Annotated in this window: 10 protein-coding genes, 1 tRNA gene and 1 pseudogene; 1 reads left to right on the forward strand and 11 read right to left on the reverse strand. The window is 67.6% G+C overall.

The annotated features are described in order from the left end of the window. The first annotated feature begins 46 nt into the window (after window positions 1-46). Window positions 47-1,123: a selenide, water dikinase SelD gene (gene selD, locus GGC47_RS19900; protein ID WP_429068642.1), complete on the forward strand. Its 1,077-nt coding sequence runs from the start codon at window positions 47-49 to the stop codon at window positions 1,121-1,123. 6 nt (window positions 1,124-1,129) lie between these two features. Here the strand turns inward: selD and GGC47_RS19905 are convergent, their stop codons facing one another. The 11 genes and pseudogenes from GGC47_RS19905 to GGC47_RS19955 form a co-directional block, all read right to left on the reverse strand. Beyond that, window positions 1,130-1,510 carry a hypothetical protein gene (locus GGC47_RS19905; RefSeq protein WP_429068643.1) on the reverse strand — a complete coding sequence of 127 codons (381 nt, stop codon included), beginning with the start codon at window positions 1,508-1,510 and terminating at the stop codon, window positions 1,130-1,132. Next, window positions 1,497-1,964 (reverse strand): hypothetical protein, encoded by a 468-nt coding sequence (locus tag GGC47_RS19910; protein WP_142020646.1) that lies wholly within the window; start codon window positions 1,962-1,964, stop codon window positions 1,497-1,499. Before GGC47_RS19910 ends, GGC47_RS19905 begins: the two co-directional genes overlap by 14 nt. 113 nt (window positions 1,965-2,077) lie before the next feature. Continuing rightward, a tRNA-Sec gene (locus GGC47_RS19915) sits at window positions 2,078-2,173 on the reverse strand. A 108-nt stretch (window positions 2,174-2,281) separates the two neighbouring features. Beyond that, window positions 2,282-4,096 (reverse strand): annotated as a pseudogene (selB, locus tag GGC47_RS19920) (selenocysteine-specific translation elongation factor); the annotation flags it as partial. Continuing rightward, entirely contained in the window at window positions 4,093-4,839 is a 747-nt protein-coding gene (locus tag GGC47_RS19925) for a tetratricopeptide repeat protein (RefSeq protein WP_142020648.1), read from the reverse strand. The gene GGC47_RS19925 and the pseudogene selB, both read right to left, overlap by 4 nt. Further along, the gene (gene selA, locus GGC47_RS19930) at window positions 4,826-6,232 is read right to left on the reverse strand and encodes an L-seryl-tRNA(Sec) selenium transferase (protein ID WP_142020649.1); all 1,407 of its coding nucleotides are present in this window, start codon (window positions 6,230-6,232) and stop codon (window positions 4,826-4,828) included. Before selA ends, GGC47_RS19925 begins: the two co-directional genes overlap by 14 nt. Before the next feature lie 28 nt (window positions 6,233-6,260). Continuing rightward, a complete protein-coding gene (gene fdhE, locus GGC47_RS19935) occupies window positions 6,261-7,181 on the reverse strand; it encodes a formate dehydrogenase accessory protein FdhE (protein ID WP_142020650.1) in 921 nt (306 codons plus the stop codon). A 70-nt stretch (window positions 7,182-7,251) separates the two neighbouring features. Next, entirely contained in the window at window positions 7,252-7,947 is a 696-nt protein-coding gene (locus GGC47_RS19940; protein WP_113255058.1) for a formate dehydrogenase subunit gamma, read from the reverse strand. Next, window positions 7,931-8,848, reverse strand: coding sequence for a formate dehydrogenase subunit beta (fdxH, locus tag GGC47_RS19945; RefSeq protein ID WP_038368440.1), 918 nt, complete (start codon window positions 8,846-8,848; stop codon window positions 7,931-7,933). The genes GGC47_RS19940 and fdxH overlap by 17 nt, the downstream gene beginning before the upstream one ends. A gap of 13 nt (window positions 8,849-8,861) precedes the next feature. Further along, window positions 8,862-11,945: a formate dehydrogenase-N subunit alpha gene (fdnG, locus tag GGC47_RS19950; protein ID WP_142020651.1), complete on the reverse strand. Its 3,084-nt coding sequence runs from the start codon at window positions 11,943-11,945 to the stop codon at window positions 8,862-8,864. A gap of 180 nt (window positions 11,946-12,125) precedes the next feature. Then, window positions 12,126-13,046 (reverse strand): helix-turn-helix domain-containing protein, encoded by a 921-nt coding sequence (locus GGC47_RS19955; RefSeq protein ID WP_142020652.1) that lies wholly within the window; start codon window positions 13,044-13,046, stop codon window positions 12,126-12,128. Window positions 13,047-13,063: the final 17 nt, after the last annotated feature.

The raw sequence follows: 13,063 nt of genomic DNA on the forward strand, positions 1-13,063 counted from the left end.
GATGGCCGGGCAGGGAGCCCGGCCGCCGCTTTCCGGAGATGAGACGATGAGCGAGACAATCGAGCGCGAGGCCCCGGCGCGGGCGGCCGCTCCGCGCCTGACCAGCCTCGCCCATGGCGGCGGCTGCGGCTGCAAGCTTGCCCCTTCGGTGCTCCAGCAATTGCTGGCCGAGCACCCGGCGGCGGGGCCGTACAAACAATTGCTGGTGGGAACCGAAACCGGCGACGACGCCGCCGTCTGGCAGATCGACGATGAGACCTGCGTCGTCGCCACGACCGATTTCTTCATGCCGATGGTCGATGATCCCCGTGATTTCGGCCGCATCGCCGCGACCAACGCGATCTCCGACGTCTACGCCATGGGCGGCAGGCCGATCATGGCGCTCGCCATCCTCGGCATGCCGCTCGACAAGCTGCCGGTGGAGATGACCCGCGAGATCCTGAAGGGCGGCGCCTCGATCTGTGCGGAGGCCGGCATTCCCGTCGCCGGCGGCCATTCCATCGACGCGCCCGAGCCGATCTACGGGCTTGCCGTCATCGGCCTGCTCAATCCGAAGACCCTGCGGCGCAACAGCGGCGCGCGGCCGGGCGACGCGCTGATCCTGACCAAGGCGCTCGGCGTCGGCATCTATTCGGCCGCCTTCAAGAAGGGCGAGCTTTCGCCGGCCGCCTATGACGAGATGATCGCCTCGGTGACGCTGCTCAACCGCGTCGGTGCCGAATTGGCGAAGGACGAGGACGTGCACGCCATCACCGACGTCACCGGCTTCGGCATCCTCGGCCACGGGTTGGAGATGGCGCGCGGCTCCGGCGCGACGCTGAAGCTTCGCCTTGCCGACCTGCCGTTCCTGTCGCAGGCGGAAAGGCTGGTGCAGCAAGGCCGGGTGACCGGAGCCTCCCATCGCAACTGGGCGAGCTATGGCGAGGGCGTCGTTCTGCCGGCCGGCCTGCCGGAGTGGCGCCGGCACCTGCTCACCGATCCGCAGACCTCCGGCGGGTTGCTGGTCTCCTGCAAGGCGGAACGGGCAGGAGATGTGCTCGCGCAGATCAAGGCGGCGGGCTGCCCGGCCGCGCGGATCATCGGCGCCGTGGAGGCAGGGCCGGGGCGGGTGGCAGTGGTTTGATGCGCCTCACGCCGCCTCGACCTTGAGGTTGCGGCCCCAGACGTCGAAGAAAGCGCCTTCGTTCAGCATCAGCCGGTTCTCCCTGAGCGCGCCTTCCAGCTCCCGCAGGCGGGCGCGGGCGGTTTCGTCGGGCACGAGCCCGCCATCCGCGTCGCGGGTGGGGAAGAAGGCGGCGCCGTCCCAGCTCGTGCCCGCCCCGCGCAGCATCAGCACGATGTCGCCCCAGTCGATCTCGTCGCCGACGACATGGACGAAGGTCGAGCGCAGCGGCTCCACCTTCGGCGGGGCGATCCTGACCAGCACGATCAGCGCCGTGAACGGGCCCTTGCGGAAGAGCTTGCCGAGCCAGCGATCGAAATCGGTGCCGAGCCCTCTAGAAGTCGACACGCGGCGTATCCGGCATGTAGCGCTCGAACAGCGCGTAGAAGTCGCTGCCGGTCTCGGCGCGATACCAGTCCTCGAAGCCGCGCAGCGCCTCCGCGGCGCTTTCGGTGGTGGAGGCGGCTTCCGTCGACAATTCGGTCCGTAGCGCCTCGAGGAAGGGCGTCAATCGATCGAGGACGAGCTCCTCCCGGGGCCCGATCTCCTCCCAGCCGAGCGTCTGCGCGATGACGAAGCGGGCGCGTGCAACGGCTTTTTCGGGCTCGTCGGCTTCGCTGATGGCCCTGACGGCGCCGCGCACGAGATTGAGCCGCCGGAAGGCCGTGGCGCGTTCGAGAGCGAGCGCGGCGATCCGTGCCGCCGCCTCCTTGCGATAGGCGTCCTCAGCCTCCCCAGCGGCTTCGGCGGCGCGCTCGAAACCGGCGATCAGATCGAGGGCGGGGGCTTCGCTGTCGGTCATGCGGCCTCTCGAGCTTTGCCCGGACAATGACGTTCGATACTCAGAAAATCTAATAAAAACAAATCATTGCGGCGTCGGTTTGAATCAGGAACTCAGTTCGACGCCGTAGAAACTGGCGGAAGAGAATGGGAGTCGAACCCACCAGAGACCGTCTGACGGCCCCTCCCGGATTTGAAGTCCGGACGCCCCACCGGGGACGTTTCTCCTCCATCGGGTACCCCCAGTGGCGGGCCGAACAGGTCGAGCCGCTGCCGGTTGATGCGCCGGAGATCGCCGCGGCGGATGGTGACGCCGTGGCGGTCGAAGAATTCGAGAATCTGGATAGCGACCTTTCGGCCGTTGTCGAGCCTGTCGCGGAATTGCGCGGCGTTGAAGCCGGCCGGATGCTGTGCGGCAAGCGCGCTCGCGATGCCGACGATCTCGACCAGCGTGTCGCGCTGGAAGAAGTGGTCGAGCGCGATTTCGTGCACGTCGCCGCGCCGTCCGATCAGCCGGAACAGCCGACGGATTTCCTCCTCGCGACGGCCGAGCATCTGGCCGATGTCGCGCACGCGCGGCGGGCGGAAGCGCTCATCGCCGCCGATCAGCGGTGCGATGCGGGTCCACAGGGCCTCGTCCTCCGGCGAGAGCCGGACTTCATGGCAGGGCCGCCTGATCCAGGAGCCGGAGGCGGCGACCACGCCGTCCTCCGTGAGCCGCGCCAGCGCCTGGCGAAACAAGGGCGCCGGCTGGCGCGGCGCCACAGCGAGCCGCAAACGTTCCAGCCCCATGCCGGGCAGGTCGGGATGTTCAGCGTGATAGGCGTCGAGCGTGTCGGCCACGGCTTTAGCCAGCGCCTGCCAATGCTCGGGCAGCATCGCAAGGGCGCCGATCCTGACGAGGTGGAGCCGTGCGGTCAGTTGCTCCGCGGCGTCAGCGCCCAGCGCGCGGTCGCGGACGAAGCTGTCGATCTCGACATGGTAGGGCGCGACCCCCAGCAGCGCACGCAAAGCCTCGGCCGGATCGGCGAGGCCGAGGGCGGCAAGCTGCGCCAGCCGCTCCGGGCTGCGGCGCCTGCGCTCCGGAGCGCGCAGGTCGAGGAAGCGGCCGCCGCCGATGCTGCGCGAGGCCGAGATGTCGCGCAGCACGAAGCGGTCGAGCGCCGCTGCGGCGAGCGGGCTGTCGAGAACGAGCTGGACCGGGGCGGTCGCGCCCGGCGCGATCTCCTCGCCCAGCAGCACGATGCGGGCGCCGACTTCCGCCGCGGCGTGATGGAGCCGCACCGGCTGCCACATGGCGAGGGGCCTGGTTTCGGAGGCGAGCAGCGTGATCTCGGCGTCGATCCGGCTTGCCGGTGCGTGCAGGGCCGGCGCCAGCACCATGTCGCCGTGCCGGATCGCCTCCTTCGCGATGCCGGGTCCGGCAAGGTTGAGCGCGCAGCGGTCGCCGGCATGGCCGGTCTCGGCCGGACGGTTCTGGGCATGGATCGAGCGGATGCGTGCCGGCAGGCCGGTAGGCGAGACGACGACGCTGTCGCCGACGCGGACGGAGCCCGACAGCACCGTGCCCGTCACCACCGTGCCTGTGCCCTGCAAGGTGAAGCAGCGATCGACAGCGAGGCGGAAAGCGCCGTCACCCCGCCTGCCTTGCGCCTGACGCGCCTTGGCCGCGAGCAATTCGCTCAATTCCGGGAGCCCGTCGCCGGTTACGGTCGAGGCCGGCAGCGTCGGTGCGTCGGCGAAGGGCGTATCCGCGAGCAGGTTGGCGACCTCGTTGCGCACGGTGGCGATCCGCTCCGCATCGACGAGGTCGGTCTTGGTGAGCGCGACCACGGCGTCGCGGATGCCGAGCAGGCGGGCGATGGCGACATGCTCGCGCGTCTGCGGCATCACCCCGTCATCGGCCGCGACGACGAGCAGGATGAGGTCGATGCCGGAAGCCCCGGCCAGCATCGTATGGACCAGCTTCTCATGGCCGGGAACGTCGATGAAGCCGATCACGGAGCCATAGGCCTGCGGCCAATAGGCGAAGCCGAGCGCGATCGAGATGCCGCGCGCCTTCTCCTCCTTCAGCCGGTCGGTATCGACGCCGGTGAGGCGCTTCACCAGCGAGGTCTTGCCATGGTCGATATGTCCGGCCGTGCCGATGATCATGGCGCGGCCTCGATCGGGGAGGCGGCGCGCGCGGCCTTGATGAAGGGCGCGGCGAGGCGGCTGCCCTTGGCCTCGGCCGAGAGCAGCAGGGAAAGCGCGCGCTCGGAATCCTGAGCCACGCCCTGGCCGAGCAGGGTCGCGGCGCCGAGCATGGCTTCGGAATCGGGATCGCCGGCCGCCATGCCGCGCTGCCACCATTCGGCCGCCACGGCGGGATCGCGCTCCACGCCAAGAGCGTCATGGAACATCATGCCGAGCCGGGTCATGCTGGTCGCGATGCCGGCCTCGGCGGCGGCCTGCGCCCAGCGCAAGGCTTCCGCCCGCGCCTCGGGCAGGCCGCTTTCGAGCAGCATCCAGGACAGCATGTCCTGCGCCGGGGCGTCGCCCTGCTCGGCGGCGAGCCGATAGAGCCGCATCGCTTCTTCGTCGCTCTGCGCGACGCCGTCGCCCCTGAAATGGAGCGCTGCGAGATTGCGCTGCCCGACCGGATCACCGCTATTCGCGGCCAGCGTCAGCCAGCGCAGGGCAAGCGTGAGATCGCGCTCCACGCCGAGCCCTTCGGCGAAACAGGCGCCGATATTGTTCTGGGCTCGCGCGATACCGGCATGGGCGAGCGGCCCCCAGAGCGCCAGCGCGGCGCGATGGTCGCCGCGCTCGACCGCATCAGTGGCGCGCGCCATGGCGGCAGCCACATCCTCCGCGCCGGAGTTGTCCTTGCGGCGCAGCCGGTCAAGCCAGCCCATCGCCGCCTCCGGGTTTCAGCCTCGCGAGCTGCGCGGCGAAGAGCGTCTCGTCTTCGAGGCAGCGCAGGTCGAAGATCAGCGCGCCTTGTGCGATGCGCCCGATCACCGGCACCGGCACGGCCCGGAAAGCGGCGGCCAAGGCCTCGACGGCGCCGCCGCTGGCCTTGCCGGCCGGCGCGATCGCCAGCCCCGCGCTCGGCAGCGTCTCGAGCGGCAGTGCGCCGGAGCCGATCTGGCTGGCGCAGTCGATCGTCTCGACCTCCCAGCCGGCACCGAGTGCGGCCGCTACCTGTGGCCGCAGCCGCTCGGCCAGCGCGCGCAGCTCCGCGGCCTTCCGTGTGAACAGGCGCAGCGTCGGCAGGCGCTCGGCCAGCCGGTCGGGGTCGCGATAGAGCCTGAGCGTCGCCTCCAGCGCCGCGAGGCGGAGCTTGTCGAGCCGCAGCGCGCGCTTCAGCGGATTCCTGGCGAGCCTGGCGATCAGATCCTTCCGCCCGGCGACGATGCCGGCCTGCGGCCCGCCGAGCAGCTTGTCGCCGGAGAAGGTGACGAGATCGGCGCCGCCCTTCAGCGCGTCCTGCACGGTCTTTTCGTGCCGCAGCCCCCAGCGGGCGAGATCGATCAGCGTGCCCGAGCCGAGATCGTCGACGAAAGGCAGGTCGTGCGTACGGGCGAGCTTCGCCAGCTCTGCCGGCTCCACCTCCGCCGTGAAGCCCTGCACGACATAGTTCGAGGTGTGCACCTTCAGCAGCAATCCGGTCTCAGGGCCGATGGCCTCGGCATAGTCCTTGAGATGCGTGCGATTGGTGGTGCCGACCTCGCGCAGGATCGCGCCGGCGCGGCCCATGATATCCGGCATGCGGAAGGCGCCGCCGATCTCGATCAGTTCGCCGCGCGAGACGATGGCCTCGCGATCCCGGGCGAGGGTGTTGAGCACGAGCAGAACCGCCGAGGCATTGTTGTTGACCAGCACCGCATCCTCGGCGCCGGTCAATTCCCGGATCAGGCCGCGCACATGCGCGTCGCGCTCGCCGCGTTGTCCAGCCTCGATCTCATATTCGAGATTGGTCGGCGCACGCATCGCGGTGACGACGGCTTCGATCGCCTCTTCGGCCAGCAGCGCGCGGCCGAGATTGGTGTGCAGCACCGTGCCGGTGAGGTTGATGACGGGGCGCTGCGACGGCCGCCCGCGCTCCTCCAGCACATCGAGCGCCATGTGCGCGATGGCATCGGCCGAGGCGGAGTGGGAGGTCTCGCTCTGCCGCATCCGCTCCAGAACCTGCCGCACGGCCTGCGTCGTCTCGCTGCGGCCATGGCGGGCGATGGCGAGGGCGCCTTCGCCGCTGCGCAGGATCTCGTCGACCGAAGGGGGGCGGAAGCGTTCGGGTCTGTTCATCAGGCTCCCTCCGGGAGACGCATGACCGTCAATAGCCGAGCAGGAACGGATTCACCCCCGCCCGTTTCCAGCCGGCCTCCGTCACCAGCAGATCGAGGCCGAGGCTCGCGATATCGTCGGCGACGGGTTCCAGCTCCGTATCCTTGCGGCGGTTCAGGATCTTCACATAGGTCCGGCATTCGTCGCAGGTCTCGGCCTTGATCGTGTCGGCGATGCCCTCGATCGCCTGATAGGCGATGCCCTTGGTCGAGCCGCAGGTGACGCATTTCACCCGGACATGGTTCCATTGCGCCGCGCAGAGCGAGCACTGGACATAGCGCACGCCCTCGACATTGACGTCGGCGACGATCGAACTCGTCACCGGCGGCCCGCCGCAACAGGGGCAGACGCCATCCGCGACCGGCTGCGGCAGCAGCGGGTCGAGCTGCGCCACGCAGCGGGCCGCGACGACCTGCAAGGCCGCGGCGGCGAAGATGTGCTCGGCCACCGCCTCGACCGGGATCGCATCGGCCAGCACCGCGGCGAACATCGCGCGGCGGCCTTCGTCATCCACCGCCATGGCCCGTTCGAGGGCCGCGCGGGCGAGGTCCGGCATGGCGACGCCTTCCAGCAGCTTCGCCAGCCCGTCGAGCGCGGCCGAGGCGGCCGGATCGTCGGCAAGATCTTCGCGGGGCAGGAGCGGCATGGCGTTGGCGGCCCGCATCCGAAGCTCGCCCAAGGCGGGCAGGGCAGGGGGCGGCAAGGCGCGCGCGAGCTCGTCCTGCGCCTTCGACAAGGCCGCCAGGAAGCTCAGATAGGGCTCGAGCTGGTGGCCGGGCGCGAGCGCTGCGAAGCGCATGGCGCGCAGCCCGAACAGCGTTTCCGGCAAGGGCAGGCGGATGAAGGGCGGCTTGTCGCGCTCGGCGATGCCGACTTCCTCGAAGGGCGCGAAGCCCGGAGCATCACTCATTCTGGTCCTCTCGAACCGCACGGGTCACGGGAGGCGGAGCGGCCCGGCCGCCCCGCATGCAAGGATATTGCTACTCGGCCGGGCCGACAGTGTGGCGGCGCGGTGGTGTCTGGCGTTCGTCGACGACGCCCTCGCGCGCCTCCTGGCGCAGCCAGAGCCGATGATGGCGGAAAGCCCAGCCGCCCGTCACCTTGCCCTCCGTCATCGCGTTCATCGTGCCGCGCACATAGAAGCCGGCATAGATATGGACGATGACGACCAGCAGCATCGCGATCGCCGCCAGCGCATGCAGGATATGGCCGAAGCGCTGCTGCTCGATGGTGAAGCTCGCGCCGAAATATTCGTACCAGATCATGATCCCCGTGCCGAACAGGACGAGGATCAGCAGCGTCATCAGCCAGAAGACGATCTTCTGGGCGCCGTTGTACTTGCCGATCTCGGGCAGGTTCTCCTCATGGCCCGACATCACCTCGCCGATATGGCGCATCCATTGCGTGTCGACCTTCTGCCAGAAATTGTATCTGACCATCTGGACGAAGAGGATGGCGAAGCTCGCCAGCAGCACGACGCCGATCCAGGGATGCAGGGCGCGGGTGTTCGCGCCGCCGCCGAACAGGCCCGACAGGAAGAACAGCGAGGGGTGGAACAGCGCCGCCCCGCTGAGAGCGAGCAGGATCAGCGAGATCGCGGTGACCCAGTGATTGACGCGCACGCGGCCGGGATAACGGTCGACGGTCGTGCGCTCCTCTTCACGCCTGACGACCACGGGCTGCCTCCTCGTCGATCACATGCTCGGCCTCGCGGTCCTCGGCGCGGCTGACATCGTTGCGCCGCGCCACGATGCCATGGACGAAGGCGAAGGCGGCGGCGAAGCCGATCGCCGCCATGCCGGCATATTTGGTCAGGCCCTTCCACAATTCGACGACCTGGCTGATCCGCGGATTGTTGGGCAGCCCGGCATAGAGTTGCGGCTGGTCGGCATGGTGGAGCACATACATCACATGCGTGCCGCCGACGCCCGGCGGGTCGTAGATGCCGGCATTCTGGAAGCCGCGCGACTTGAGATCCGCGACGCGTGTCTGCGCGAAGGTGAGCTGCGCCTGCTTGGTGCCGAAGGTGATCGCCCCCGTCGGGCAGGCCTTGGCGCAGGCCGGCGCCTGGCCGACCGAGACCCGATCCGAGCAGAGCGTGCACTTATAGGCCTTGTGATCGGTCTGGCTGATGCGCGGGATGTTGAAGGGGCAGCCCTTCACGCAATAGCCGCAGCCGATGCAGTTCTCCGAGACGAAATCGACGATGCCGTTGTTGTACTGCACGATGGCGCCCGGCGAGGGGCAGGCCTTGAGGCAGCCCGGATCGGCGCAATGCATGCAGCCATCCTTGCGGATCAGCCATTCGAGATTGCCGCTCTGCGGGTTCTCCCATTCGGTGAACCGCATCAGCGTCCAGCTGTTCGGCGTCAGATCGTGCGGATTGTCATAGGAGCCGGTGTTGAAGCCGACCTCCTCGCGCAGATTGTTCCATTCCAGGCAGGCCGACTGGCATGCCTTGCAGCCGATGCATTTCGAGACGTCGATGAGCTTCGCCACCTCGAAATCGTGGCGGACATCCGGCGGCCGCATATTGGTCGCCGAGATGCGGGCGAAGTCCTGGCTCTGCAATCCCATGGTCTTCGCCTCCCTAGCTCGTCGCCGGCCCGTTGGACGGCTCGACATTCACGAGGAACGCCTTGAACTCGGGCGTCTCGATATTGGCGTCGCCGACGAACGGGGTGAGGCTGTTCGGGCCGAAGCCCTTGCGCGCCGCACCGGTGAAGCCCCAATGGAGCGGGATGCCGACGATATGGACGGTCTTGCCGTCGCAGATCAGCGGCTTGATGCGCTTGGTCACCATCGCCTTGGCATAGACCGAGCCGCGGTTGGACGAGACCTTCACCCAGCCGCCCTTCTGGATGTTCTTCTCCGCGGCGAGTTGCTCGCTGATCTCGACGAAGAACTCCGGCTGCAGCACCGCATTGACCCAGACATGCTTGGTCCAGAAGTGGAAATGCTCGGTCAGGCGGTAGGAGGTCGCGGCATAGGGGAACTTGTCCGAGGTTCCGAGCGCCGCGAGATCGTCCTTGAAGATGCGCGCGGCCGGGTTGCCGCGGATCTTCGGGGCGAGCACGTTGGCGACCGGGCTCTCGAAGGGCTCGTAATGGGCCGGGAAGGGGCCGTCCTTCATCATCGCCCGGGCGAAGAGCCGTGCGGTCCCCTCCGGATTCATGATGAAGGGGCCGACATCCTGCGGCTTGGCGCCGGGCGCGATGTCCGGCACGTCGAAGCCCGCCCAGGCCGTGCCGTTCCACTCGATCAGCTTGCGCTTCGGATCCCAGGCCTTGCCGTCGAGATCGGCCGAGGCGCGGTTGTAGAGGATCCGGCGGTTCGCCGGCCAGGAGAAGGCCCAGTTCGAATAGGCACCGGTATTGCCGGGGTCGCTGGTGTCCCGGCGGGCCATCATATTGCCCTTCTCGGTCCAGCAGCCGGAATAGATCCAGCAGCCGCAGGCGGTCGAGCCGTCGTCGCGCAATTGCCCGAAGGTGTCGATCTGCTTGCCCTTCTCCAGGATGACCTTGCTCGGGTCGACCGGGTCGGTCACCGTCGAGACGACATAGCCGTTCATCTCCTTGGCCATCTCGTCCGGCTCGGGCTCGCCCGGATCGCGATAGGGCCAGTGGAGATTGACGATCGGATCGGGGAAGGCCCCGCCCTCCTTCTGGTAGAGCGCGCGCAGGCGCATATGGAGCTGCGCCATGATCCAGTTGTCGTGCTTGGCCTCGCCCGGAGGCTCGGCGCCCGGCCAGTGCCATTGCAGCCAGCGGCCGGAATTGACCAGCGAGCCCTCGTCCTCGGCGAAGCAGCTCGTCGGCAGCTCGAAGACCTCGGTCTTGATGTCCTCGGGCTTGACGTCGTTATGGACGCCCTCGTCCTTCCAGAACCGTGCCGTCTCGGTCTGCAGCGGGTCCATCACCACGAGGAACTTCAGCTTCGACAGCGAGGCCGTGACCTTGCCCCGATTGGGGAAGGAGAGCAGCGGGTTGAAGCCCTGGCAGAAATAGCCGTTGACCTTGCCCTGGCTCATCAGCTCGAAAGTGCGCAGCACGTCGTAGCCGGGCACGTCTAGCTTCGGCAGCCATTGATAGGCGAAGTCGTTCTCCGCCGTCGCCGCCGGCCCCCACATCGACTTCAGGAAGCTCACCATGAACTTCTTGTAGTTCTGCCAGTAGCTCATCTGGTTGGGCCTGAGCGGCTTGAAGCCGCGCGTCGACATATAGGTCGAAAAATCGACCTCCTTGTCGGTCCCGAGCGTGAGATAGCCCGGGATCAGGTTCGACATCAGGCCGATGTCGGTGAGCCCCTGGATGTTGGAGTGCCCGCGCAGCGCATTCATGCCGCCGCCGCGCATGCCGATATTGCCGAGCATGAGCTGCAGCATCGCCATGGAGCGGATGTTCTGCGAGCCCTTGGAGTGCTGCGTCCAGCCGAGCGCGTACATCGAGGTCATGACCTTGTCGCGCGCCGAGGTCTCCGCGATCATCTTGCAGATCGTGAGATACTTGTCCTTTGGCGTGCCGCAGATGCGCTCGACCATCTCCGGCGTGTAGACCGCGATATGCTTCTTCAGGAGCTGGTAGACGCAGCGCGGATGCTGCAGCGTCTCGTCGATCTGGACATAGCCGTCCGGCCCGAGCTCGTATTCCCAGCTCGAGCGGTCATAGTCGCGCTTGGCCTCGTCGTAGCCGGTGAACAAACCGTCCTGATAGCCGAAGCCCTCCTTCACGATATAGGGCGCGTTGGTGAAGGCGCGCACATAGTCGTGTTGGATCTTGTCGTTATCGATGCAGTACTTGATCACCCCGAGCAGGAAAGCGATGTCGGTGCCTTGCCGGATCGGCGCGTAGAAATCCGCGACCGAGGCCGTGCGCGTGAAGCGCGGATCGACGACGATCAGCTTGGCGCCGCGCTGGGCCTTCGCCTCAGTGACCCATTTGAAGCCGCAAGGGTGCGCTTCGGCGGCGTTGCCGCCCATGACGACGATGAGGTCGGTGTTCTTGATGTCCGTCCAGGAGTTGGTCATCGCACCGCGACCGAATGTTGGGGCCAGACTGGCCACCGTCGGTCCGTGTCAAACGCGCGCCTGGTTGTCGAACGCCAATATCCCGAGACTTCGGACGACCTTGTAGGTCAGGAACGCCGTTTCGTTGGTGGTCGCCGATGCCGCGAGGAAGCCCGTCGTCAGCCAGCGATTGACCGTGACGCCGTCCTGATTGGTCTTGATGAAGTTCTTGTCGCGATCGTCCTTCATCAGCCGCGCGATGCGGTCGAGCGCCTCGCCCCAGCTGATCTGCCGGAATTCGCGCTCGCCCGGCCCGCGATATTGCGGGACCGTGGTGCGCGTCTCGGAATGGACGAAGTCGAGAAGGGCGGAACCCTTCGGGCAGAGCGTGCCGCGATTGGTCGGATGGTCGGGGTCGCCCTCGATATGGATGATCGCGGGATGGGCGTTCTTCGACCCGTCGCCGAGGCCGTACATGATGACGCCGCAGGCGACGGAGCAGTACGGGCAGGTGTTTCGGGTTTCAGTCGTGCCCGTCAGCTTGAAAGGTCGCACGGCCTGGGCGAGGGCTTCCTCAGCCCCGCCGAATCCGAGCGCGGCGACGGCAGACCCGCCGATCCCCGCCCCTGCGGCTTTCATGAACTGGCGGCGCGAGAGCTCATGCAGCATCTCAACCTCCCAGGCGAACAATCACGTATCGTTCAATTTGGAATAGTGAAACTCTGGCCAGGGGGCGTCAAGCTGCCTCTTGCTTGGGCATTGCGTCGCATGGCTAGACTTTTGTCGTAGTCCGTTGCCGGCGAAACCCGCGGTTCGCGCTCGCGGTGAAGGCCCGTCGCGACGGGCGCGTTATGCCGATTCCCTGCGTTTGGCCGGCTGCATGGTCGCGCTGCTGCGCCGCGCCCGCTGCCAGGCGGCGGGCGTCTCGCCGGCGATGCGGCGGAAGACGCGGGTGAAATGCGCCTGATCGGAAAAGCCGATCTCGGCCGCGATCTCCGTCAGGGTGCGGTCGCCGGCAGCCAGCATCTCCTGGCCCTTCCGCACGCGCGCCTGCAATTGCCATTGATGCGGCGGCAGGCCGGTTGCCGCCTTGAAGGCATGGCTGAAATGCGACTGCGAGAGATCGACCAGCGCAGCCAGCTCCTGCAGGCGGATATTGTCGCCGCAATGATCGGCGATGAAATCGGTGACGCGCCGCAATTGCTCGCCCGTCAGCGACGAGCGCCGGCGCGGCTCGCGGCGCCGGACCTGGAAGAGATCGATCAGCAGGGCGAGCACGAGCCCGTCGCCATAGAGGTCGTGCCGCCGCTCCGGCTCCGCGCATTCGGCCGCGATCATCCGCGCCAGCGCCATGATGCGCTCGTCGCTGAACATGATGCGGGGTTGCGCGAGGATGGCCCGGTCGAGCGGCTCGGCGAGCCGTTCCGCGATCTCCTGCGCGTCGAAATGCAGGTCGAGATGCTTCAGCCGCAGCCGCTCGTCGATGCGCGTCCAGACCGGCATCCCGGCCGGCATGTAGCTGATCGATGATCCCCCGGGTGCGCTCGCAATGCCGGGCCCGCCGGGCGAGAGCCGCGTCTCGAACGATCCGCCTTCCGTCTCGAGCACGATGAACAGCCGCGGATGCTGCGAGACATATTCGCCGCGCGCGCCCTTTTCGCAGCGCGCCTGCCAGAGATCGGCGATCACGCCGTTGAAGGCGCGCCATTTCAGCGTGCCGATGACGCTGATGCCCTCCCGGACGGAATTCATGCGCGGCTGGAACGACATCGACTTCTTCCGTCGGT

This window comes from Allobosea sp. OAE752, assembly GCF_050433265.1.
Lineage (GTDB): Bacteria > Pseudomonadota > Alphaproteobacteria > Rhizobiales > Beijerinckiaceae > Allobosea > Allobosea spartocytisi.